Here is a 23,204-nt window from a genome sequence, read left to right as displayed (position 1 = left end):
ATGAGCGACCAACCGTTGCCAGCGGAACCAGTACCCGACGCTCAGGTCGATCCAGCACCATCGAGTTGGCGGCCGCCGGCCAAGTCACGCGTAACCGTAGCGGCGATCATCGTGCTGGCGCTCTGCGCGATCCTGGCGATCCTCTATGCGTGGCGGTTGCCGCCCTTCGCCGGCTGGTCGGAAAAGACCGACAATGCCTATGTCCGTGGTCGCGTCACGATCATCAGTCCGCAAGTCAGCGGCTATGTGATGCACGTCACCGTTCAGGACTTTGCCGAGGTCAAGGCAGGCCAGGTGCTGGCGACGATCGACGACCGCATCTATCGCGCCCGCGTCGCCCAGGCGGAAGCCAATGTCGCGGCACAGCAAGCCTCGTTGGCCAATTCGGCGCAGGCGCAACGCTCGCGCGAAGTCGCGACCGAAGCGCAGAATGCCGGCATCGCCAACGCCCAGGCGCAATTGGTCAAGGCGCAGGCCGATATGCGCCGCGCCCGCGCGCTGGTCGCCGATGGATCGATCTCGACGCGCGAATTCGACCAGACCCGCGCCGCCTTGCTGGCCGCCCAGGCCGGCGTGCGCCAGGCCCAGGCCAGCCGCGCGATCGGCACGCAGGACGTCCGCACTGTCGTCGTCGGTCGCGCCGGGCTGGAGGCATCGGTCGAATCGGCCAAGGCGCAGCTTCGCCTTGCCCAGATCGATCTCGACAACACGATCATTCGCGCGCCGGTCGATGGCCAATTGTCCGAGATCGGGGTGCGCGACGGCGCCTATGTCACCGCCGGCACGCAATTGCTGTCGATCGTGCCGCACAATGTCTGGGTGATCGCCAATTACAAGGAGACACAGACGCGCGACATGGCAATCGGCCAGCGCGCGACGTTCAAGGTCGATGCGCTTGGCGGGGCGCGGCTCAACGGCCGGATCGAGAATTTGTCGCCGGCGGCGGGATCTGAATTCTCGGTACTCAAGCCCGACAATGCCACGGGCAATTTCGTCAAGGTCGCGCAACGTATCGCGGTCCGCATCGCGATCGACCCGAGACAGGCCGCGGCGGCGCGGCTCAGGCCCGGCATGTCGGTCGAGGTCAGCATCGACACGCGTGGCGGGCGGCAACGATGAAGCTGCGGTACGCCACGCCGCTGCTCGCGCTGGTGGTAGCGCTGGCGTCCTGCGCCGGCCCTCCGGTGAGGACCGCCGCGGTGCCGCCGGTGGCGCCGCCTCCAACCTGGCGCACCGATGCCGGTCCGGTGGCGCCGATCGACCGCGCCTGGTGGCAGTCGTTCGGCGACCCGGCGATGACTGCGCTGATCGACAAGGCGCTGGCCAACAACACCGATATCGGCGCCGCAATGGGGCGGGTGCGCGAACTGGAGGCCAATCTGGCGCTCGCGCGCGCGCAATTGCTGCCGACGATCGATGCCAGTCTCAGCGGCGCGCGGTCGCGCTCGGTCAACGCGTTCGGCCTGCCGTCGGTGCAGAATGCCGCGCAACCCCAGGTCCAGGCCGCTTACGAGGTCGACCTGTTCGGCCGGCTCGCCGACCAGAAAGCAGCGGCCAGGGACGCCTGGTTCGCCGGCCAGGCGGCGCGCGATTCGGTGCGGCTATCGGTCGCCGCCGCGGTGGCGAGCGGCTATATTTCCCTGCGCGGGCTCGACGCCCGGCTGGAGGTCGCGAAGGCCACCGTCACGGCGCGGGCGGAATCGCTCCGGCTGGCGAAGTCGCGGGTTGGGCGCGGCTATTCGCCCAAGCTCGAGCTCCAGCAGGCGCTGGCCGAATATGACGCCACCGCGCAGATCGTGCCACAGATCGAGCTCGCCATCGCGCGGACCGAGGATTCACTCAGCCAGCTGACCGGGGAGACGCCGCAAGCGATCGATCGCGGCCTCCCGCTCGACCGATTGGCCGTACCGCTTGTTCCCGCCGGACTGCCGTCGGAATTGCTGCGCCGGCGGCCCGACGTGGCGCAAGCCGAGTTCCAGCTCGCCGCGTCGGACAAGTCGCTCGCCGCCGCGCGCAAACGCTTCCTGCCGCAAGTCAGGCTTAGCGCCGCCGCCGGTGCCGCCTTTTCCACCCTGCTCAAGGACCCGATCACGATCTGGTCCGTTGGCGGCAGCATCCTGGCCCCGCTTTTCGAGGGCGGCCGGCTGACCGCGCAGGCTGAAGCGGCCGGCGCGCAGCGCGACCAAGCGGCGTTCTCCTATCGCCGCGCCGCACTGACCGCGTTCCGCGAGGTCGAGGATGCCTTGGCCAGCGCCAAGCGGCTCGACGAGCAAGTGGGCCTCGCCCGTGCGCAGCAGGATGCGCTGGCGGAGGGATTACGGCTGGCGACCAACCGCTATCGCGAAGGCTATTCGCCTTATCTCGAACAGCTCGATGCCCAGCGCGGACTGCTCGGCGCCCAGCTGTCGCTGATCCAGCTTCGTTCCGACGCACTCACCGCGCGCGTCCAACTGTTCCAGGCAATGGGCGGCGGCTGGCAACGATGCCCGACGGCGGGAGATACCTGCGTGCCGGAGATTGCCGGCTATTGATCGGTGGCCTTCGTGCCTCCGCCCAGCATAGCGAACGGATAATCCGCAGCTTTTTTCGCCGTCACGGCTTGCCCTTCGATGGCGGTTGCCACCATGCGCGGGGCGATGACGTTCCAGATCGATATGGGGATCGATTCGAGCGGCCGGCCGGCATGCGTCGATCTCGAAGAACTTCTCGCCACCCGTTTGCTCGTCCAGGGCAATTCGGGATCGGGCAAGTCGCATCTGTTGCGCCGTCTGCTCGAAGGCAGCGCGCGCCAGGTGCAGCAGGTCATCGTCGATCCCGAGGGCGACTTCGTCACTTTCGCCGGTCCCTATGGCCATGTCGCGATCGAGGCGGTCGATTATTCGCTGGCCGAGATCACGCGCTTCGCGGCGCGTTGCCGCGAGCATCGCACCTCGGTCGTGCTCAGCCTCGAAGGGCTCGAGATGGAAGGGCAGATGCGCTGCGCGGCGACGTTCCTGTCGGCGTTGTTCGATGCGCCGCGCGATTATTGGTACCCCGCGCTGGTGGTGATCGACGAGGCGCAGATCTTCGCGCCCGCTGCCGGAGCCGAGGTCGCCGAGGAAGTCCGCCGCGCCTCATTGGGCGCGATGACCAATTTGATGTCGCGCGGGCGCAAGCGCGGACTGGCCGGGATCATCGCCACGCAACGATTGGCGAAACTGTCGAAGAACGTCGCCGCCGAGGCAAGCAACTTCCTGATGGGGCGGACCTTCCTCGACATCGACATGGCGCGCGCCGCCGATCTGCTCGGGATGGAGCGGCGCCAGGCCGAAGCGATCCGCGACTTGCCGCGCGGTACTTTCCTCGGGCTGGGCCCAGCGGTTGCGCGGCGTTCGGTGACGATCCGCATCGGCGAGGTCGAGACCAGCGCGCGCAGTTCGAGCCCCAAGCTGGTGCCGCTCCCGGACCAGAGCCCGGCCAAGGACATGCGCGACTTCATCCTGGCGCCGGTCGAGGAAACGCTGTCGCTTCCGCTGCCTCCCCCGCCGCCGCCGCGCCCGGCGCCTGCGGCCGAATTACTCGAGGCGCTGGCCGCGACTCCCGCGGCCGAACCCGAGGACGCCGACCCGGTCGATGCCGATGCGGTCATGGCCGATGCGCTGCACGGCATCGTCGCCGATCCCGACAGCGCGCTGCGTCCCGCCGCCGCCTTGTTCCAGGATTTCCAGGTACGCTGCCGGATGGCCGGGCTGCGCCGCATCGCGCTCGACCCGTCGAGCTTCGCGCGCCGGCTGGCCGCGGCGCGCGCGGGGATCTACCAGCCCGAGGACGAGCAATGGGCGCCGGCGATGACCGCCGCCGCCGCGGTGCCCGACGAGATGCTCGGCGCCTTCCTGCTGATCGCCCGCGCCGCGCGCGAAAATGCGCCCTGTCCGAGCGACGAGGAGATTGCGCGCATCTATGGCACCAGCTCGCTCGGCCGCGCGCGCCGCGTATTGGCCTATATGGAGGATCGCGACGTCATCGTGACGCGCACCGATCTGTCGGGGCGGCGGTCAGTGACGATCCCGCGCCTCGGCTGGACGACCGCGTCGACCGACGCGTGACGCGCGCTAAAGTTCGGTCCGCACGTGCCATAATTCGGGAAACAGCTCGACTTCGAGCATGCGGCGCAGATAGGCGACGCCCTGGGTGCCGCCGGTGCCACGCTTGAGGCCGATCACGCGCTCGACCGTGGTGACATGGTTGAACCGCCAACGCCGGAAATAATCCTCGAGATCGACCAGTTTCTCGGCCAGTTCGTAGAGCGACCAATGCGTGTCGGGATCGCGATAGATCTCAGCCCAGACGGCGCGGAGTTTGTCGCTTTCGACGCGCTGCTCACCCAGGTCGGCACGCTCCGGTCCGACGTCGAAGCCGGAGCGCGCGAGCAGGCGGATCGCTTCGTCGTACAGGCTCGGCCGCGACAGGATGCCTTCGAGCTCTGCCATGACCTCGGCGCGGTGGGCGTGCGGCTTGAGCATCGCGGCGTTGCGATTGCCGCAAAGGAATTCGATCGCGCGATATTGGTGTGACTGGAACCCGGACGACTGGCCGAGATCTGCACGGAATTCGGTATATTCGCTCGGGGTCAGCGTGCGCAGCACGTCCCAGGCGTTGTTGAGCTGTTCGAGAATGCGCGAGACGCGCGCGAGCATCTTGAAGGCATGCGGCAATTTGTCGTTGGCGATCGCGTCGCACGCCGATTCGAGTTCGTGCACCGCGAGCTTCATCCACAGTTCCGACGTCTGGTGCTGGATGATGAACAGCATCTCGTCATGCGCGGCAGAGCGCGGCTGCTGTGCGCCGAGGATCAGGTCGAGGCGCAGATAGTCGCCATAGGCCATCTTATCGGCGAAGTCGGTTTCTGGCCCGCCGGCGTCGCCGGCATTTGAATGGTGGTCGTTCATGTCACTTTCGATCGCGTGGCATAGGCAGGGTCGTCCCACAAGCGCTCGGTCATCACACGTTCGAGCACTTTCGCCGCGGCGACGACATCCTCCTTCGACAGATAGAGCGGGGTGAAGCCGAAGCGGATCAGATCGGGCGCGCGGAAATCGCCGATCACATTGTTGGCGATCAACGCCTGCATGATCGCATAGCCTTGCGGGTGGCGGAACGAGACCTGGCTGCCGCGCGCCTGCGGGTCGCGCGGCGAGGCGAGCGTCAGGTCAGGGCAACGCGCCTCGACCTCGGCGATGAAGCGCTCGCTCAAGCCGATCGAGGCGGCGCGGACATCGGCCATATCGACCCCGTCCCAGGCATCGAGCGCGGCATCGAGCACCGCCAGCGCCAGCACCGGCGGCGTGCCGACGCGCATCCGCTCGACGCTGGCATGCGGGCGGTAATCCAGGTCGAACGCGAACGGCGCTTCATGCCCCATCCAGCCGGACAGGATCGGCCGCGCGCTGTCGGCAAAGCGCGGCGCGACATAGATGAAGGCGGGCGCGCCGGGGCCGCCGTTGAGATATTTGTAGGTGCAACCAACCGCGAAATCCGCATCAGCGGTGGTCAGGTCGACCGGCACCGCCCCGGCCGAGTGCGCGAGATCCCACACCGTCACCGCGCCCGCCGCATGCGCCCTGGCGGTCAGCGCTTTCATGTCGTGGCAGCGGCCGGTGCGGTAATCGACTTCGGTGATCAACGTCACCGCGACGCTCTCGTCGATCGCACCTTCGACGTCTTCGGGCTCCACCAACCGCAATTCAAGCCCGCCGCCCAGCGCCTGGAGCAACCCGCTGGCGATATAGAGGTCCGAGGGAAAGTTGCCGGTATCCGACAATACTACTTTGCGCTCGGGCCGCAACGCCAGCGCCGCGGCCAACGCCTGGAACACCTTGACTGACAGCGTATCGCCGGTCGCGACGCTGCCCTCGGGCGCTCCGATCAACTTGCAGATGCGGTTACCGACGCGCGCAGGCAAATTGATCCAATCGGCTGTGTTCCACGCCTTGATCAGTTGATTACCCCATTCGCTCGTCATCACCTCATGCACGCGCGCCTCCGCCGCGAGCGGCAGCGGCCCGAGCGAATTGCCGTCGAGGTAAAGCACACCCCCGGGCAGATGGAACAACCGCCGGGTCGTCGCGAAATCGGTCATTCGGCCTCCGCCAGAATCCACTCGCCGAACGCGGCGATCTGGAGTCACCTATACGCTCGGTGCGGCACAGGAAGCAGAAGCACACGCTGGTGTCGACCTTGATCGAAAGGACTTAACTAACCGAAAATGCCCTTCAGGCGCGTGACGGCGTTGATGGGTGAAGCGGAGATCGCGGTGGCGGCGTGGCCGGTCGCATCATAATTTTGGCGGTACAACGATCGATTGGGGTGGCGATGCTGGAGATAAAAGACGGGGGGTCGGAGTTCCATATCTCGAAGGGGAGACTCGTCGGATGCGGATTCAGCCTTTTGGTTTTTCCGATTTTCCTGGCGTTCATCCCATTCCATCAAATCAACCGCGGCGTTGCGGCTGCGATGCTCACATTCGATCTGCTGACGGTATTGTATGTAAAACGTCGCATCATTCACGACGCGCGTTTCACAGCGACGATGATATTCTTGTTCTTGGTAGAGGTGTTCATTGCAATGCAACCGAAGATCGAGACTTTCGATCCCACCTTGCTTGCAGTCTTCCTTGCCGTCCCGGTCGGATTTTTCATGATATTTGTGGCTAGCTTGGTCGAGAAGATATTCAATATTGGATCACCGGGCTCATGATGCTGAGCTAGGTTGCGCATCGCGCGACCGCCGCTCCTCCGTGGTGGCCGATGGCGATGTGTTTGATTAGACCAGCGCAATGACAGACATCCACAACATCGTCATCCTGACCGGCGCGGGCATTTCCGCCGAGAGCGGTATTGCAACGTTTCGTGGACCGGGCGGGCTGTGGGAAGGGCATCGGGTCGAGGATGTCTGCACGCCGCAGGCGCTGACGCGCGATCCTGAGTTGGTGCACCGCTTCTACGACCTCCGGCGTGCGGCGCTGGCCGGGGTCGACCCCAATCTGGCGCATCATGCGCTGGCCAGGCTAGATGCCGAGTGGACGGGCGAGTTGTTGATCGTCACGCAGAATGTCGATGATCTGCACGAGCGCGCGGGCGCCAAACGGCTGCTTCATATGCACGGCGAGTTGAAGTCGGCATTGTGCGCGGTGTGCGAGCACCGCCAGGTGTGGGAAGGCGAGATGCCGCCGGGGACAATCTGCGCGGCGTGCGGCGCGACGGCGGTGCGGCCCGACATCGTGTTCTTCGGGGAGATGCCTTACGCGATGGATGTGATCGAGCGCGCGATCTCGCGCGCCGATCTGTTCGTATCGGTCGGGACGTCGGGCGCGGTCTATCCGGCGGCGGGGTTCGTCCAGACCGCGAAGTATCACGGGGCGCGGACGCTGGAGCTCAACCTCGATCGATCCGAGGGCAGCGGGTGGTTTCACGAGAGTCGCTTGGGGCCGGCAGGAGTGCTGGTGCCGGAGTGGGTGGGTCAGATGGTCGCCTGACCCACTCCGTCATCCCAGCGAAAGCTGGGATCTCAAGCCGCATCGCGTCACCGTACGAGACCCCAGCTTTCGCTGGGGTGACGGAAGTATGTTGGGATGACGGCAGGGTTCGCGGGTGACGGAAGGCCTAATCCACCCAATCCAACCCGATATCGCGATAGACCTCGCGATCCTCGTCCCAGCCCGGCTTGACCTTGACGTGCAGGTACAGATGCACCGGACGATCGAGCAATTCGTTCAACTGCGCTCGCGCCCGCGCGCCGATCTCCTTGATCCGGCTGCCGCCCTTGCCCAGCACGATCGCACGCTGGGTCGGGCGCTCGACCAGGATCTGCTGGCGGATCTCGACCGATCCGTCCTCGCGTTCGGTGAACGCCTCGGTCTCGACCGCGCTGGCATAAGGCAATTCGGCGTGCAGTTGGAGGTAGAGCTGTTCGCGCGTTACCTCGGCCGCCATCGCGCGTTCGGTCGCGTCGCTGACCTGATCCTCGGGGAAATGCCATGGCCCTTCGGGCATGGCGTAGCTCAACGCCTGTTTGAGTTCGGCCAGACCGTCGCCGGTCGAGGCTGAGACGAAGAAGGTCTCATCGAAATGCGTCGCCGCGTTGATCCGCTCGGCATGGACCAGCAGCCGAGCCTTGTCGGCGATATCGACCTTGTTGAGCACCAGGAACTTGCGTTCGGGGCGGCCCGCGATGCTCTCGACGATCGGCATCACCTTGGGGCCGAGCCCGCCCTTGGCATCGACTACCAAAGCGGTCACGTCGGCCCCCTCGGTCCCACCCCAGGCGGCCGCGACCATCGCGCGGTCGAACCGGCGCTGCGGTTCGAAAATGCCCGGCGTGTCGACCAACAGGATCTGCGTCTCACCCTCGATCGCCACACCGAGCAGCCGCGTGCGTGTGGTCTGCGCCTTGGGGCTGACGATCGCGACCTTCTGCCCGACCAGCGCATTGACCAGGGTCGACTTGCCGGCATTGGGCGCGCCGAGCACGGCGACGAGACCGCAATGTTGCGTCATGGCTGCACCTGCGCGAGGAGCACGCGGGCGGCGGCGGTTTCCGCTTCCTGCTTGCTCGATCCTTCGGCATCGGCGCTGGCGAAGGCACCGAGCGACACGCGCACCGTGAAACGCGGCGCGTGCTGCGGTCCGGATCGCGTGATGACTTCGTAGACCGGCGACTTGCGATTGTGCGCGGCGGCCCATTCCTGCAGCGCCGATTTGGGATGTTGCGGCGCGCGCGCATCGGCATGGACGCGATCGGCCCAGCGCGCGCGGACGAAATCGCGCGCCGGCTCGAACCCGCCGTCGAGATAGAGCGCGCCGATCAGCGCCTCCATCACATCGCCCAGCACATTGTCGCTATCGGCGGCGCCATCGTCGCGCGCCTGTTTGCCCAGCCCGAGGAACGGCCGCACCCCGATCTCGCGCGCGACGTCGGCGCAGACCGGACCGGTGACCAGCGCGTTGAGGCGTTTCGACAAGCTGCCCTCAGGCTCATCGGGGAACAGTTCGTACAACCATTCGGCCATGGCCAGCCCAAGTACGCGGTCGCCGAGGAATTCGAGCCGCTCGTAATTCGCGCTCGCCTGGCTGCCATGCGTCAGCGCGCGCTCGAACCGCGCGAGGTCACCGGGCGCACGGCCAAAGGTTGCGACGATCCAGCCGGCAAGCTCCTTGGTCGTCACGTGGCTATTCCCCGATCGAGGGGCAGCGGTCAAAAGCCCTGTCCCAAGCGGCTCCAGCGCGCCGCCGAGAACCAGGTCCAGGGCAGCAACCATTGCGCATTGCCGTCGGTCGACCAGAAAGTGACGACTGCCTTGCCCTCCAGATTCTCCAGCGGGACCATGCCGATCGCGCCATTTTCCTGCGCGGGGAAGCGGCTGTCGCCCGAATCGTCGCGATTGTCGCCCATCAGGAAGACGTGGCCGGCGGGAACCGTATAGACATCGGTATCGTCGCGGTCAGGGAATTCGCCGCGGTCGAGCACGGTGTAGCTGACGCCGTTGGGCAAAGTTTCCTTGAACTGCATATAGCGGCAGATCGGCGTGCCCGCGCTGTCGGTCGCCTGGAATTCGGCCGGACATTCCTTGCCGGCGGGATAATTGGGCGTCAGCGGGATGACGAAGTCGGCGACGCGCACCTTGGGCACCGCGACGCCGTTCAGGATCAATTGGCCGTGGCGCATCTGGATCGTGTCGCCGGGCAGGCCGATGACGCGCTTGATATAATCCTGATCATTGCCCGGCGGCGCCTTGAACACCACGACGTCGCCCGGCGTCGGATTACGGCCGAGGATTCGCCCCGGGATCAGCGGCACGCTGAACGGCAGCGAATGCTTGGAAAAGCCGTAATTCCATTTCGAGATGAACAGATAGTCGCCGATATAGAGCCGCGGCAGCATCGATTGCGACGGAATCGAGAAAGGCGAGAACAGAAAGCTGCGGAAGATCACAACGACGACGACCAGCTTGATGATGAAGCTGAACGTGTCTTTCCAATCCTCTTCCTTCTTGGGTTTCTTGGCGGCGGGCGCAGGCGTGCCGGCGGGCGCCACAACGGGATCGAGCGCGGCGTCGGTCGGGGTCGCCTGAGGTGTATCGGTCATGGCGCGCGGTTTGCGCATCCGCGTTGCGCGCGTCAAGCTTAGCTCGGGACGCCGCGCTTCCTTGAACGGGACGGCCGGAACGCCCATTGAGGCCCCAGTGTCGAATAAGGAACCCAAACATGGCCGATTGGAGCGAGATCGAGGCGCTGAAGCGCATCCCCCTGACCAAGCTGTTCGCCGACGATCCCGAGCGGCTGGGCAAATATTCGGCCGACGTTTCCGGCATTCATTTCGATTGGTCGAAGACGCATCTGACCGATGAGGCGATCAAGGCGTTCGAGAAACTGGCCAAGGCGAGCGACCTCGCCGGCAAGCGCGAGGCGCTGTTTTCGGGCCAGGTGATCAACGTCACCGAGAACCGCGCCGTCACCCACACCGCCGAGCGCGGCGAAGGTGCCAAGGACGACGTCGCCGCGGCGCAGGCACTCCACGCCCGGATGCGCGCGCTGATCGACGCGATCGAGGCCGAGGCGCTGGGGCCGATCCGCAATATCCTGCACGTCGGGATCGGCGGGTCGGCGCTGGGTCCCGATCTGCTGATCGACGCGCTGGGGCGCGACGCCAATCGCTACGAAGTGGCGATCGTCTCGAACGTCGACGGGCTGGCGCTGGAGGAAGCGTTCAAGCGGTTCGACCCGAGCGCGACCGTACTGGCGATCGCGTCCAAGACCTTCACCACCACCGAGACGATGCTCAACGCCGAAAGCGTGATCGAGTGGATGCAGGCGGGCGGAGTCGAGGACCCTTATGGCCGCGTCGTCGCGCTGACCGCCGATCCCGACAAGGCGATCGAATGGGGCGTCGACGAGACCCGCGTCCTGCCGTTCGCGGATACGGTCGGCGGGCGCTATTCGCTCTGGTCGTCGATCGGTTTCCCGGCGGCAATGGCGCTCGGTTGGGACGCTTTTTCCGAACTGCTCGAGGGTGCGGCCGAGATGGACCGCCATTTCCGGCTGTCGGCGCTGCACGAAAACGTCCCCGCGCTCGCCGCCTTCACCGACCTGCTCTACACCCAGGCGTTCGGCTGCGAGACGCGCGGCGTCTTCTGCTACGACGAGCGGCTGCGGCTGCTCCCCTCCTATCTCCAGCAACTCGAGATGGAATCGAACGGCAAGGGGGCGACGATCGAGGGCAAGCCCGTCGGTCGTCCAACCGCGCCGATCACCTGGGGCGGGGTCGGCACCGACCAGCAGCATGCGGTGTTCCAGTTGCTCCACCAGGGCACGCATCTCGTCCCGCTCGAATTCATCGGCGTGATCGAACAGGCCGATACGCTGAGCGAGGACCATCACAAGACCCTGCTCAACAGCATGTTCGCGCAGGGCGCCGCGCTGATGAAGGGCCGCGAGAATCCCGACGACCTCGCCCGCGCCTATCCCGGCGACCGGCCGTCGACCACCTTGCTGCTCGACGAACTCGACGCGCGCACCCTTGGCGCGCTGATCGCCTATCACGAGCATCGCGTGTTCGTGTCGGGCGTGCTGCTCGGGATCAATTCGTTCGATCAGTTCGGCGTCGAATTGGGCAAGGAAATGGCCAAGGCGGCGGCCAAGGGCGGCGGCGATTTCGACGCCTCGACCCAGGATTTGATCAAGCGGGCGTTTGGGTAACAACCGTCATCCCAGCGAAAGCTGGGATCTCAGGCGGGGAAATACGGCACGAGACCCCAGCGTTCGCTGGGGTGACGAAGGAAGAGTGAATGGCTGACTACGACTACGACCTGTTCGTCATCGGCATCGGATCTGGCGGCACGCGCGCGGCGCGGGTAGCGGCGGCGCATGGCGCGCGGGTCGCGGCGGCGGAGGAATATCGCGTTGGCGGCACCTGCGTGATCCGCGGCTGCGTTCCCAAGAAGCTGCTCGTCTATGGCGCGCATTTCGCCGAAGATCTGATGGACGCGCGGCGCTTCGGCTGGGATGTCCCGGCCGACTGCAAGTTCGATTGGAAGACGCTGACCGGCAATGTGTTCGAGGAAGTCGACCGGATCAGCAAGGCGTACAACACCACGCTCGACAGCCATAAGGTCGAGGTCATCAACGAGCGCGCCGAGCTGACCGGCCCCAATTCGATCCGCCTGGCATCGGGACGCGAGGTCACCTCCAAATACATATTGATCGCGACCGGCGCGCGGCCGCACATCCCGACCTGCCCCGGCCACGAATACGGCATCACCTCGAACGAGGCGTTCCACCTGGAAAGCGTGCCCAAGCGCATCCTGATCGCGGGGGCCGGTTATATCGCCAACGAATTCGCCGGCATCTTCCACGAATTCGGCGCCAAGGTGACCCTGATCAACCGCAGCGACCAGATCCTGCGCGGCTATGACGAGCAGATCCGCGACCGGCTGCTACAGATCAGCATGATGAAGGGGATCGATTTCCGCTTCAACGCCAAGTTCGAAGGGATCGAGAAGCAGGCCGACGGGTCCTTGAAGGTGTCGATGTCGAACCATGCGCCAATCGAGGTCGATTGCGTGATGTTCGCCACCGGCCGCGTGCCCAATACCGAGAATCTCGGGCTCGACGCGGCGGGAGTCGAACTCAATGAGAAAGGCGCGATCAAGGTCGACGAGGACAATCGCTCGACCGTGTCGAGCATCTACGCCGTGGGCGACGTCACCGACCGCATCCAGCTGACCCCGATCGCCATCCGCGAAGGCCAAGCCTTTGCCGACACGATCTTCGGCAACAAGCCGACCAAGGTCGATTATCACTGCGTCCCCGCCGCGGTGTTCAGCCACCCACAGATGGCCGGCGTCGGCTTCACCGAGAGCCAGGCCAAGATAAAATTCGGTTCGGTCAAAGTCTATGTCAGCGACTTCCGCCCGATGAAGAACGTCCTCGCCGGCCGCAACGAGCGCGCGCTCTACAAGATGATCTGCGACGGCGAGACCAACAAGATCCTGGGCATCCACATGATCGGGCCGGAGGCGGCGGAGATCCTCCAGGCGGCGGCGGTCGCGGTGAAAGCGGGACTGACCAAGGACGCGTTCGACCAGACGGTGGCACTGCATCCGACGATGGCGGAGGAATTGGTGCTGATGAAGTAGCGGACGGCCCGGATTTGCCCGCGGCAAATCCGGGACTCGTCACGTCGGGCGGCGGGCCGCACGTCCGACGGCGTGGCGCACGACGGCAGGCGCGACGTCACTATCCCTGGAACGCAGGCATCGGACAGGATAGAAAGCGCGCATGGGCTCGTTCGTGCAAAGCTGTGCCGCGCGCACGCCGTACAGGATAGCGTCGGTCATCTTGTTGCTTGCCGCCTTCGGGCTTCCTGCGATCCTCAACATGCTGGGCGGTCCCGACTGGATCGGCGCGCTGATCGGAATCGCGCTCTACATCCTGCTGATCGTGATCACATATTACCGGCTACGCGACGCAGCACTGGCGGGTGCGTGGATCGGCCTGATGATCATCAGCTTTAATGTCGGGCCGGGATGGCACGGCTGGCACATCGGTAGCCTGGTCAATCTCGTGCCGATCGTCCTCGCCTGGACCGTGAAACGCGGTGCCGGCGCTCACCCGCAGGCGGCGCGACCGGACCAGCTCAGGGCCTGATCACGCTGCAAATCCGACATGCTCCCATCTGGCGCGGTCGCCTTCGATCCAGCTTAACGCCTTAAATCTGGCGCGATTTCCTCTCCCTTTGGGAGAGGGAGGGGCCCGCTCGGCGCAGCCGAGTGGGAAGGTGAGGGCAGTTAGAGAACCTAATGCTGCCCTCGCCCTTCCGCCGCCTCCGGCGGCTCCCTCCCTCTCCCAATGAGAGAGGGAATTTGGCATCCTCCTAACGGAGTGCCACCCCCGAAATCGTAATCCGGTGCATCACTCTTCGATGCCCCTGATAGTCGTTCATCGCGCAATGCCAGGTCGAGCGATTGTCCCAGATCGCGAGCGAGCCCGGCGCCCATTGCAGGCGGCATTGGAATTCCGGCCGCATGCCGACCGAATAGAGGTAGGCGAGCAACGGCATGCTCTCCTCGCGCGTCCAGCCTTCGAAATGGAGCGTGAAGGCGGGATTGACGTAGAGGATCTTGCGGCCCGTCACCGGGTGGTGGATCACCACGGGATGGACCGCATTGGCGCGGATCTCATGCCCTTTGAGGTCGGCGGCCTGGTCGGTCTTCGCGTAGATGCCGTCATGGCCATAGATGTGATCGGCCGAATGGACCGCGCGGAGCCCCTCGAGCGTCGCCTTGAGCCCGTCCGACAGCGAATCGTAGGCTGCGCCCAGGCTAGCAAACAGCGTATCGCCGCCGGTCGGCGGGGTTTCGCGCGCGAGCAGGATCGAGCCCATTGCCGGGACCTGGTCATAACTGTGATCGGTATGCCAACCGCCGCCGATATTGGTGGTCTGCGTCTCGGCCTTGCGCACCTCGGCGATCTCGGGATGGCCGCCGTTCGCGGGGAAGTAATTGTTGATGTCGATCTCGCCCCAACGGCGCGCAAAGGCGATGTGATCCTCAGGGCTGAGCTCCTGATCGCGGATGAACAGCACGCCGCGATCGGCGACCGCCGCCTTGAGCGTTTCGATCCCGGCATCGTCGACGTCGCGCAGATCGATGCTGCTGGCTTCGGCACCGCAATGATCGGCGATCGGGCGAATCTGGATGGTCATGAGTCCTCTCCTTTGCCCGCGACACTATCGCGCCGCTTGCGACAGAATTGCTACGATCGTAGCAATTGGCCGATGGAATTGCTCAACACTCTCCGCCACGGCCGCTGGTTTGCCACGCTCGACCCCGCGCTTGCCGCCGAACTGATCGCAGCCGGACGTGTCGCCACGCTCGACGCCGGGCAATGGATCTATTCGGAGGGCGATGAGGAGCCGGGCTTGTGTCTAGTAATCGAGGGCGTGTTGCGACTGGAGGCGAGCGTCGGCCCCGACCGCGACGTGCTGCTCGGGCTGGCAGGCCCCGGCCAAGCGATAGGCCAGTCCCGGCGCTTCGGCGGCGGGCGGCGGATCGTGACCGCGCGTGCCCAGCGAGCGGCGCGCGTGCTGCTGGTTCCTGATGTCGCCTTGCCGGGAATAGCGGCGCGTCAGCCCGGCGCGTGGCCGGCGACGATGGCCTTGCTCTACGACCAGCTCGACGTCGCGGTGCACAATGCCGCGCTCAACCTCTGCCTGTCGCCGCGCGAGCGTGTTGCGGCACGGCTGGCGCAGCTAGCCGACGACAAGGGCGAAGTTCCAGCGACCCAAGCCGATCTCGCCGAGATGTGCGGGCTCAGCCGCAAGTCGGCGAGCGGACATATTCTGGCGCTGGCCAAACGCGGCTGGATCGCGCCGGGCTATCGCTCGCTGCGGGTGCTCGACGCAGCGGCGCTTCGCGGCGTTGCGGGAATCTAGGCCGTATCGACGTTACGATTCTCCCCTCCCTGCAAGGGAGGGGATCAAGGGGTGGGTGTAGCGTCGGGCGAGGCTCGATGCCTCGACCGAGGCTGTCTGGCGGTCGGCCTATGAGTCTTTGTGAGCGCGCGGACGCGCGCACCCACCCCCAACCCCTCCCCTGCAGGGAGGGGCGTCCGAAAAACTGAAGGTCGACCCGCCCTCGCTTAGGTCCCGCCAACTCGCTCAGAGCCCGAACAGCCGGTCGAACGCCGCCGCGCCGCGCTGGCCGAAATCGATCACCCTGCCCTCGCCGCGCCGCGCCCAGCCCTCGTCGAGCGCGCGGCTCAAGATCTGCGCGCCGAGCGCTCCGCCGAGATGGTGCCGCCGCTCGCTCCAGTCGAGACACGTGCGGCAGAATGGTCGCCGCCCATCGCCGCGCACGAACCCGCGCTCGGCAAGCCAGAAACGGCCGGCATCGGTCAGGCCGTGATCGACCATCATCCCCTCGTCCGCCAGCTTCGCCGCCACCGCCACCGCGCGCGCGCCGGCGAGATGATCGTAGCACACCCGCGCCTCGCGCAGCGCCGGGTCGCGCGGCCCCGTCCGCACCCTGACCGCGCCGGTGCGCTGGGCAAGCTCCATCAGCGCCTCGAGCGCGGTAGCGACATCCGGCCCCGACAGCCGCAGATAGCGATGCCGCCCCTGCTTCTCCGCGGCGAGCAGCCCTGCCGTCTCCATCCGCGCGATATGCCCGCTCGCGGTCGGCAGCGTGATGCCCGCTACCTGCGCCAGCTCGCTCACCGTCAGCGCGCGCCCGTCCATCAGCGCGGTCAGCATGTTCGTGCGCGCGGGGTCGCCGATCAGCGCGGCGATTTCGGCGATATAGGGGCCTTCTCTCATGGTTCGATCTGTACCGAACCATCGCAGCAGCCGGAATCGCTAAAGTGCGCGGACACTTTGGAGAAGACCGAATGATCACCTGCTTCATCCGCTACGATATCGAGCCCTGGGGCCGCGACGCATTCGTCGACTATGCCCGCGCCTGGGGTCAGGCGATCCCCGACTGCGGCGCCGACCTGATCGGCTATTTCGCCCCGCACGAGGGATCGGCGACCACCGCTTACGGCGTCTACACCGTCGAGAGCCTGGCCGAGTACGAAGCCTATCGCGCACGGCTCAAGGACCATCCGCTCGGCCGCAAGAACTTCGCCTTCGCGCAAGGCGAGCGCTTCATCCGCCGCGAGGATCGCGTCTTTCTGGCCAGGGTCGACCGATGATCGCGGTGATCTTCGAGGTCGAGCCCGCCGAGGGGCAGCGCGACAGCTATCTCGACATCGCCGCGCGGTTGAAACCCGAACTGGAGGCGGTCGACGGCTTCATCTCGGTCGAGCGGTTCGAGAGCCTGGCCAATCCCGGCAAAATGCTGTCGCTGAGCTTCTTTCGTGACGAGGCGGCGGTGGCAGCGTGGCGCAACACCGAGGACCATCGCCATGCGCAGGCGGCGGGGCGCGGCGGGGTGTTCGCGGATTATCGGTTGCGGGTGGCACGAGTGGTCCGGGATTATGGGATGACGGAGCGGGACGAGGCGCCGGAGGATAGTCGGGCGGCGCACGAGATTTAGGCGCTATTGCTGCCGTAACCTCATGCCAAAATATAGCGTTGACTATTGTTTCGGCGCGCTCTTTGATCGGCCAACTACCCCGCTTGTGCCGTTGCGGCCGAGACCATGGGGAGGTGGGAGAGGCGAGCATGCGGAGGCGTGAATTCGTACTGGCGACGGGCGCGACGATCGCGGCACCTGGCCTGATCGCGGCGTCGAAGTCCGGGGCACAACCCGCCATGCCGGCATTCCCACGCGATTTTCTATGGGGAGTGGCAGCGTCCTCCTATCAGATCGAAGGCGCCGTAAACGAGGACGATCGCGGCGCGTCGATCTGGGACACGTTCTGCCGCCAACCCGGTACTATCGCGGGTAACGCCAATGGCGACATCGCGTGCGATCACTATCATCGTTATCGCGAGGACGTGGGGTTGATCGGTCAGCTCGGCGCGCGGGCCTATCGGTTCTCGATCGCATGGCCCCGGATTCAAGCCGAGGGCCGCGGCGCGGCCAATCCCAAGGGTCTCGATTTCTATTCGCGGCTGGTCGACGAGCTACTGGCCAAGGGCGTCGCGCCGATGCCGACGCTGTTTCACTGGGATCTGCCGCAAAAGTTGCAGGATGCCGGCGGCTGGCAGAACCGCGACACGTGCGATCGGTTCGCCGATTATGCGCACATCATGGCGGAGCATCTCGGCGATCGCGTGCCGCGCTGGATCACGCATAACGAGACCTTCATGCACCATGTCCTCGGGCACGTTCTCGGCGTCAACGCGCCGGGGCTGAAGCTCGACATGCCGCAATCCTTCCCGGTCGCGCATCACTTGCTGTTGTCGCACGGCAAGGCCGTCCAGGCGCTCCGCGCGACGGTGAAACGCAAGGCGCAGATCGGCATCGCCCAGAATTTGGCGATGGTGCGGCCGGCCGATCCGGCGCGGGACGAACCGGCTGCCCAGGCAATGACGCTCTATTATTGGGGATTGCACGTCGATCCGCTGCTGCTCGGCCGCTACCCCGCCGAATTGCCCGCTTCCCTCACCGCGACGGCGGTCCGCGACGGCGACCTCGCGGCGATCGCGCAGCCGCTCGATTTCCTCGGCGTCAATTATTACAACACCAACTTCATGCGCGTCAGTCCGCCGGGCAGCGCCCAGCCGATCGAGGAAGCGCCGCCGCCGGCGAAATTCGCGCGAACCGCGATGGGCTGGCCAGTCGATCCGCAGGGAATGACCGACCTGCTGCTGGGGTTACGCGATCGCTACGGCTCCGCCTTGCCCCCGATCGTGATCACGGAAAACGGCGCGGCCTTCACCGATGATGTCGTGCGAGGCGCGGTGCATGACGCCGACCGGATCGCGTTCCTCGACGCCCATATCCGCGCGGTCAGGAAGGCGATGGATGCCGGTATCGATGTGCGCGGGTATCTGGTGTGGTCGATCCTCGACAATTTCGAATGGGCCGACGGCTACGGACCACGCTTCGGTCTCGTGCGCGTCGATTACGCCACGCAACGCCGGACACCGAAGGATTCCTATTATTGGTATCGCAAGCTGATCGCGGCCCAGACCGGTGCCGCGAAATGATGGATTTCGGCGACGTGGGTATCGCGGCTGGCTTGCATTCGAGTGACTTTCATCAACCTGACCATCAAAGCACATGCCGACCGCCTATGAAGGCTGAGGCGCATTTGGCGACGTCCATTCGGCATCAAAAACGGACCGCCATCGGGCGGCCGGCATAGGTGATGCGCTTGGCGGCCGCGGCGGGGGCCAGCCCACCCTGGCCGGCGGTCGCAACAAGCACGAGATCAAGCTCCCGCGTCTTCACTATGCCCGGAAACGCCCCCTGCCGCGCACCGACCCTCAGGGTGCGGGCTTTGTCGTCCCAGACGAGATCGTATGTCGCGCGCTGACCCTTCTCGTAATCGTAGGTCTCGTTGTCGTCCTCATAAACCGTGAACCGGGCATCGGCGCCCGGATAGATGCGCACCTCATAAGGGGCGTCAGCCTGGGCGGTGGCATATTGCACTTCCGGCCCCATCGGCACGATCGAGCCGGCGCGGACATAAAGCGGGACTATGTCGAGCGGCGCGTCCCGCGTCACCGTTCGCCCGCCGGAGAGACGCTGGTTGTTCCAGAAATCGAACCAGTCAGCACCCTTGGGCAGATAGGTCGAAACCGAGGTATCGAGTACCTGGGTAGCGTTTCCCGTAGCGTTCAACTCGCTCGGCAGTCGCCAGCCGAAGCGCAGCGAACGATTGCCGCCACCCTGAAAATACTCGATCTTGACGGCAACCTGCTGCCCCTTGCGGAAGGACAATTTGGCGCCCTCGTAGCGCGCGGCGCCAACCTGCCAGTTCGACACTATCGTCTTGCCGTCGACGATCAGGCGGAACCCGTCATCGCCTTCCAGCCCAAGTTCGTAAGTGCCGTCCTCGGGCGCGGTCAGCGTGCCTTGCCAGCGGACAGAAAAGTCACTGAGGCTGGCGAGGCCGCCGGGAATGTCCGCTAGGGGCGGGTCGGGCCAGTTGTGATCGATCTTGGTATCGACGAAGCGGCCTTTCGGCGTTTCGAACTTTTCGCCCTCGAAATACTGGCCGGCAAGCCCCGGCCGGCCATCGGGCGTGCGCAGATATTCGGTCGGCACGGTCGCCGCCGGCGGCGGCAGGATGTGATACATTGCTCGCGTTACGGGATGGACGAGCAATGATGGCCCGAACATGAAGCTGTCGTCGATCGTGTCGGTCGCCCGATCGTCGGGGAAGTCCATCATCAGCGGCCGCATCAGCGTGTAGCCCGCCGACGTGACCTTCCAGCTCAAGCCATAGATATAGGGTAGCAGCCGATAGCGCAGGCGCGTGCTGTCGAGCAGCGAGGCATAGACTTGCGGGTCGAGCGTCTTGAAACGCCAGGGCTCGCGCTCGACGTCGGTGCCGTGGATGCGCATGATCGGGTTGAACGCCGCGAACTGCAACCATCGCGCGTACAGCTCCCGCCATGCCGGATTCTGCTCGCCGCCGGGGAAATCTGAAACGAAGAAGCCGCCAGTGTCGTTGGTCCAATAGGGGTTGCCCGTCACGGTCACGTCGACGCCACCGGCGATCTGCTGCTTGAGCGTTTTCCAGCTCGCGGAGATGTCGCCGCTCCACGACGCCGCGCCCGTACGCTGTGCGCCGGCCCAAGCCGATCGGGTGAGGGTAAAGACGCGCTTGTTGCTCGTCGCGCGCTCGCCGTCATAGGTCCCCTGCGTCGTCAGCAACGAATAGGGATTGAGATAGCGCGAGAAATCGCCGAGCGCGTTGGAGCCGAGCGCCTTGGTGTCGCGGATATTGTCGGCCGCGTTCCACATGGCGCTGCTCACCTCGACCTCGGTGCCGTCCATCCACAGTGCATCGACGCCTTGATCGAGCAGGCCCGACTTGATGTACTTAAAATAGATTTGCCGCCCGAGCGGGCTATAGGCGTCGTAGACACGCGCATGCTTCGAGATCCAGTGCAGCGGCTCGAAGCGGAGATGGTGCGCGTCCAACGCGCGCGCGAGCGCGGTATCGTTGCCGATCGACGGCCAGATCGACACCATCAGCTTCAGGTTCATGTCGTGGAGCTGGCGAGTCATGCTGCCCGGATCGGGATAGCGGGTCGGGTCCCATATCATCCCGCTCCAGCTGCCGTCTTTGTCCGAGCCCCAATATTGCCAGTCCTGTACGACGTAATCGAGCGGGAACTTCTCCTTGCGGAAGGTGCGCGCGATGTCGAGCAGCTGCGCCTGCGTCTTGTAACGCTCCTTGCTCATGAACAGGCCGAACGCCTGCTTCGGATACATCGGCACCTGTCCGGTGAGTGCACGATAGGCGGCGACCACGTCGTCCGCCGACGTGCCCGCCATGAAGTAATAATCGACGCCTCCCGGCGCGCTTTCAGCCCAGAGCGATGCGCCGCCGGCATCATCCTTGAAGCGCATCTGGGAATACGTATCCCACATTATGCCGTAACGCCGGGTCGACATCATGACCGGAATGATGATGCCGACATTGGTCTGGACGAGGAGCAGGTCCTTGCCGCGCCGGTTGCTGGTATCGTCGCCAGTGAAACCGAAGCCGTAGATCGCCTCGTCCGGGCGCAGGGTGAAGCTGTTGGTCGCCTCATAGCTAGGGGCGCCCGCGATGGTGACTTTCTTCAGCTCCTGCGGCCCATCCGCCTTTTCCTGAGTGAAGAGCCCCCCCTTCGGATCGAGGAAGCGCAAGGCCCCTGTCGCCTTGTCCACCTCGATCCGCAGCTTCTGACCGATGATCGCCAGGGATCTCGGCGTCTCGGCGATCGTGAAGGGAACCGGCTGCGGCTTCTTGACAATGACGATGCTGGGCGCCGTCCAGTAATTCTCGCCCAGATTGGCGTTCACCCGCACCGTGTCGGGGCCGTAGAAGATGATATTCTTGGTGACACCATTGACACGCAACTGCAGGCCATCGGCGAGGCGTTGGTAGGCGAAGGCACGGCCGCCTTTTGGCGAGACTAGCTGGAGGTGCCCGTTCGCATCGAGTCCTGTCGGAATCTCCTTCGCGTTGGCCGCGCCGCTACCGGCGATCAGCGCTATCGCCGCCACACGGAGCGCGAAAACCACGATACTGCCGCCGCCCATCCGGTTCTCTCCCCACTTCAATTGTTCGCCACAGCCCCTGCTTGAAGGGACGCGCCGACTATGATAGCGCTATCAGTTGCAAAACATGCCCTGCATGGCAATCGCCAAATGGGATCGGCACGACAAACATTCCGCGGGCCGCCGACGGCCGTCCAGATTCGCGAGTGATTGATCTCAGTAAAGGGGTTATTGCACGTGTTGTCTAATTGATATTGGCATGATGTGATCTTTCTCAAGTAAGCGTGACCGTCATCTATGGTTGTCTTCGAGGTCATCGACTGGCTGAGGAGCCGTGATTGTCGATGCCGTCATGGTTGCGGTCAGGCGGTAACTATCGAGCGCCTCCAGGTCACCGACGAGCTTGATGCTCTACACGTGCAACGAGGTCGCCCGTCTGGATATCCGGTCAGTCCGAGCCTTCAGGCCCATTGGAAGCTGTTGCCGGATATCCAGAGTCGGTGGAGCAGGATGGCAAGCTTGCGAGCGACCGCGACACGGGCGCGCTTGACCCCTTTGGTTGCGACAAGCGCCTTGCCCCATGTCTGCAGATGGCATGGCCGCTTGACCCGGCAGAGCAGGTTGTTGGCTGCTTCGTAAAGCGCCGAACGCAGCATCGGATCGCCGGCCTTGGAGATGCGGCCATGAACGTCGCGCTCGCCCGACTGGCTTCGTCTCGGCGCGAGGCCCGCGAACGCACCCACATCCTCGCCGCGTTCGAAGCGTGTGGGATCCTCGATGCTGCTCTTGAACGTCAGCGCCGTGATCGGTCCGGTGCCCGGCGTGGTCATCAGCAGCGCGACCACCGGATCGGCGGCGGCGCGCGCCTTGATGCTGCGCGTCGAGGCAGCGATCTGCGCATCCAGCGCCTCCAGTCCCGCTACCAGCGGCGCGAGGATCGGCCGTAACTCCGGCTTCTGGACGAGAAGCGCTTCCAACCGTTCGGCGCGCTTGCCCGGTGTGGTGACCTTGCCCATCCGCAGGCCGAACAACTTGAATAGCCCACGCAGTTGGTTGGCCATCGCCAGGCGCGCGCGGATTAGCTGCTCGCGCACCTTGAGTTGCGCTCGGTCGAGATGGGTCGCGCTCCCCTTGATATGTACCGCTTTGAACCAGCCGGTGCGCGCCAGTTGCGCCAGACCCTCGGCATCATGCACATCGCTCTTGTTGACCCGGACCGACAGCGCCCCCTTGGCGTGTCGCGCACAGATGCACACCACTGGCACCTCGCGCTCGACCAAGCCGTGATAGAGGAACGCCGATAGCGGACCGGTCTCGAGCACCACACGGACCAGCCCGGGAGCATGACGCGCCAGCGTCTTGGCGATCACCTCGGGATCAGTCGCGCAGACTCCACGCCACACCACATCGCCTTCGTCATCGAGCACGCAAATATGCGTGGCCTTGTCCCCAACATCCAATGCTGCGAAAATCTTCACCGGTCATCCTCCTGCTCTGGAGCGCCGAAAGGCGACTCCGCACCTAAGCAGGAGGATGGCTACCTCAATTACGCCACGTC

21 protein-coding genes are annotated in these 23,204 nt (G+C 65.1%); 12 read left to right on the top strand and 9 right to left on the bottom strand.

Annotation, left to right across the window (positions count from 1 at the left end; translation table 11 throughout):
* The 3 genes from AC1DRD_RS00105 (at position 1) to AC1DRD_RS00095 (ending at position 4,085) form a co-directional block, all read left to right on the top strand.
* Positions 1–1,119: an HlyD family secretion protein gene (locus tag AC1DRD_RS00105; RefSeq protein WP_478039427.1), complete on the top strand. Its 1,119-nt coding sequence runs from the start codon at positions 1–3 to the stop codon at positions 1,117–1,119.
* On the top strand, positions 1,116–2,531 hold the full coding sequence (locus AC1DRD_RS00100) for an efflux transporter outer membrane subunit (RefSeq protein ID WP_478039425.1): 1,416 nt from the start codon (positions 1,116–1,118) through the stop codon (positions 2,529–2,531). The genes AC1DRD_RS00105 and AC1DRD_RS00100 overlap by 4 nt, the downstream gene beginning before the upstream one ends.
* A gap of 105 nt (positions 2,532–2,636) precedes the next feature.
* Positions 2,637–4,085 carry an ATP-binding protein gene (locus AC1DRD_RS00095; protein WP_478040591.1) on the top strand — a complete coding sequence of 483 codons (1,449 nt, stop codon included), beginning with the start codon at positions 2,637–2,639 and terminating at the stop codon, positions 4,083–4,085.
* Positions 4,086–4,091: 6 nt separating this feature from the next.
* On the opposite strand, the gene kynA is transcribed toward AC1DRD_RS00095, so the two are convergent.
* Entirely contained in the window at positions 4,092–4,928 is an 837-nt protein-coding gene (kynA, locus tag AC1DRD_RS00090) for a tryptophan 2,3-dioxygenase (protein WP_478039423.1), read from the bottom strand.
* Positions 4,925–6,118, bottom strand: coding sequence for a kynureninase (gene kynU, locus AC1DRD_RS00085; protein ID WP_478039422.1), 1,194 nt, complete (start codon positions 6,116–6,118; stop codon positions 4,925–4,927). Before kynU ends, kynA begins: the two co-directional genes overlap by 4 nt.
* Before the next feature lie 182 nt (positions 6,119–6,300).
* Between kynU and AC1DRD_RS00080 the strand changes: the two genes are divergently transcribed.
* Both AC1DRD_RS00080 and AC1DRD_RS00075 read left to right on the top strand, forming a co-directional pair.
* Complete coding sequence (locus AC1DRD_RS00080) at positions 6,301–6,735, top strand: hypothetical protein (RefSeq protein WP_478039421.1); 435 nt, start codon at positions 6,301–6,303, stop codon at positions 6,733–6,735.
* Between the two features lie 79 nt (positions 6,736–6,814).
* Positions 6,815–7,513, top strand: coding sequence for an NAD-dependent deacylase (locus AC1DRD_RS00075; protein ID WP_478039419.1), 699 nt, complete (start codon positions 6,815–6,817; stop codon positions 7,511–7,513).
* A gap of 127 nt (positions 7,514–7,640) precedes the next feature.
* Here AC1DRD_RS00075 and era read toward each other — a convergent pair whose 3' ends face one another.
* From era to lepB, 3 genes are read right to left on the bottom strand one after another with little or no spacing between them, the layout of a single operon-like run.
* Positions 7,641–8,534 carry a GTPase Era gene (era, locus tag AC1DRD_RS00070; protein WP_478030711.1) on the bottom strand — a complete coding sequence of 298 codons (894 nt, stop codon included), beginning with the start codon at positions 8,532–8,534 and terminating at the stop codon, positions 7,641–7,643.
* Complete coding sequence (rnc, locus tag AC1DRD_RS00065; protein WP_478030713.1) at positions 8,531–9,295, bottom strand: ribonuclease III; 765 nt, start codon at positions 9,293–9,295, stop codon at positions 8,531–8,533. Before rnc ends, era begins: the two co-directional genes overlap by 4 nt.
* Positions 9,232–10,122 (bottom strand): signal peptidase I, encoded by an 891-nt coding sequence (gene lepB / locus AC1DRD_RS00060; RefSeq protein WP_478039417.1) that lies wholly within the window; start codon positions 10,120–10,122, stop codon positions 9,232–9,234. The genes rnc and lepB overlap by 64 nt, the downstream gene beginning before the upstream one ends.
* Before the next feature lie 119 nt (positions 10,123–10,241).
* Between lepB and pgi the strand changes: the two genes are divergently transcribed.
* The 3 genes from pgi to AC1DRD_RS00045 all read left to right on the top strand — a co-directional run bounded on the left by pgi (position 10,242) and on the right by AC1DRD_RS00045 (position 13,682).
* The gene (gene pgi / locus AC1DRD_RS00055) at positions 10,242–11,732 is read left to right on the top strand and encodes a glucose-6-phosphate isomerase (protein WP_478039415.1); all 1,491 of its coding nucleotides are present in this window, start codon (positions 10,242–10,244) and stop codon (positions 11,730–11,732) included.
* A gap of 89 nt (positions 11,733–11,821) precedes the next feature.
* Positions 11,822–13,171 (top strand): glutathione-disulfide reductase, encoded by a 1,350-nt coding sequence (gene gorA / locus AC1DRD_RS00050; RefSeq protein ID WP_478030719.1) that lies wholly within the window; start codon positions 11,822–11,824, stop codon positions 13,169–13,171.
* A gap of 142 nt (positions 13,172–13,313) precedes the next feature.
* Positions 13,314–13,682 carry a hypothetical protein gene (locus AC1DRD_RS00045; protein ID WP_478039413.1) on the top strand — a complete coding sequence of 123 codons (369 nt, stop codon included), beginning with the start codon at positions 13,314–13,316 and terminating at the stop codon, positions 13,680–13,682.
* A 226-nt stretch (positions 13,683–13,908) separates the two neighbouring features.
* Here AC1DRD_RS00045 and AC1DRD_RS00040 read toward each other — a convergent pair whose 3' ends face one another.
* The gene (locus AC1DRD_RS00040) at positions 13,909–14,739 is read right to left on the bottom strand and encodes a TauD/TfdA dioxygenase family protein (RefSeq protein WP_478039411.1); all 831 of its coding nucleotides are present in this window, start codon (positions 14,737–14,739) and stop codon (positions 13,909–13,911) included.
* A 72-nt stretch (positions 14,740–14,811) separates the two neighbouring features.
* Between AC1DRD_RS00040 and AC1DRD_RS00035 the strand changes: the two genes are divergently transcribed.
* The gene (locus AC1DRD_RS00035; protein WP_478039410.1) at positions 14,812–15,468 is read left to right on the top strand and encodes a Crp/Fnr family transcriptional regulator; all 657 of its coding nucleotides are present in this window, start codon (positions 14,812–14,814) and stop codon (positions 15,466–15,468) included.
* Between the two features lie 225 nt (positions 15,469–15,693).
* On the opposite strand, the gene AC1DRD_RS00030 is transcribed toward AC1DRD_RS00035, so the two are convergent.
* Positions 15,694–16,350: an ArsR/SmtB family transcription factor gene (locus AC1DRD_RS00030; protein ID WP_478039408.1), complete on the bottom strand. Its 657-nt coding sequence runs from the start codon at positions 16,348–16,350 to the stop codon at positions 15,694–15,696.
* A 71-nt stretch (positions 16,351–16,421) separates the two neighbouring features.
* On the opposite strand from AC1DRD_RS00030, the gene AC1DRD_RS00025 reads away from it, so the two are divergent.
* The 3 genes from AC1DRD_RS00025 (at position 16,422) to AC1DRD_RS00015 (ending at position 18,633) form a co-directional block, all read left to right on the top strand.
* A complete protein-coding gene (locus tag AC1DRD_RS00025; protein ID WP_478030729.1) occupies positions 16,422–16,727 on the top strand; it encodes an NIPSNAP family protein in 306 nt (101 codons plus the stop codon).
* Positions 16,724–17,071: an antibiotic biosynthesis monooxygenase family protein gene (locus AC1DRD_RS00020; protein WP_478030730.1), complete on the top strand. Its 348-nt coding sequence runs from the start codon at positions 16,724–16,726 to the stop codon at positions 17,069–17,071. Before AC1DRD_RS00025 ends, AC1DRD_RS00020 begins: the two co-directional genes overlap by 4 nt.
* Positions 17,072–17,199: 128 nt before the next feature.
* Positions 17,200–18,633, top strand: a complete 1,434-nt coding sequence (locus AC1DRD_RS00015; protein WP_478039406.1) for a GH1 family beta-glucosidase — start codon at positions 17,200–17,202, stop codon at positions 18,631–18,633.
* A gap of 124 nt (positions 18,634–18,757) precedes the next feature.
* Here the strand turns inward: AC1DRD_RS00015 and AC1DRD_RS00010 are convergent, their stop codons facing one another.
* The gene (locus AC1DRD_RS00010; protein ID WP_478039404.1) at positions 18,758–21,688 is read right to left on the bottom strand and encodes a TIM-barrel domain-containing protein; all 2,931 of its coding nucleotides are present in this window, start codon (positions 21,686–21,688) and stop codon (positions 18,758–18,760) included.
* A gap of 419 nt (positions 21,689–22,107) precedes the next feature.
* The gene (locus AC1DRD_RS00005) at positions 22,108–23,124 is read right to left on the bottom strand and encodes an IS110 family RNA-guided transposase (protein ID WP_478039402.1); all 1,017 of its coding nucleotides are present in this window, start codon (positions 23,122–23,124) and stop codon (positions 22,108–22,110) included.
* Positions 23,125–23,204: the final 80 nt, after the last annotated feature.

It is taken from the genome of Sphingomonas sp. P4_G2, assembly GCF_056401155.1.
Note: the sequence above shows the minus strand (reverse complement) of the source record. Positions and strands in the feature narration are given on the sequence as shown.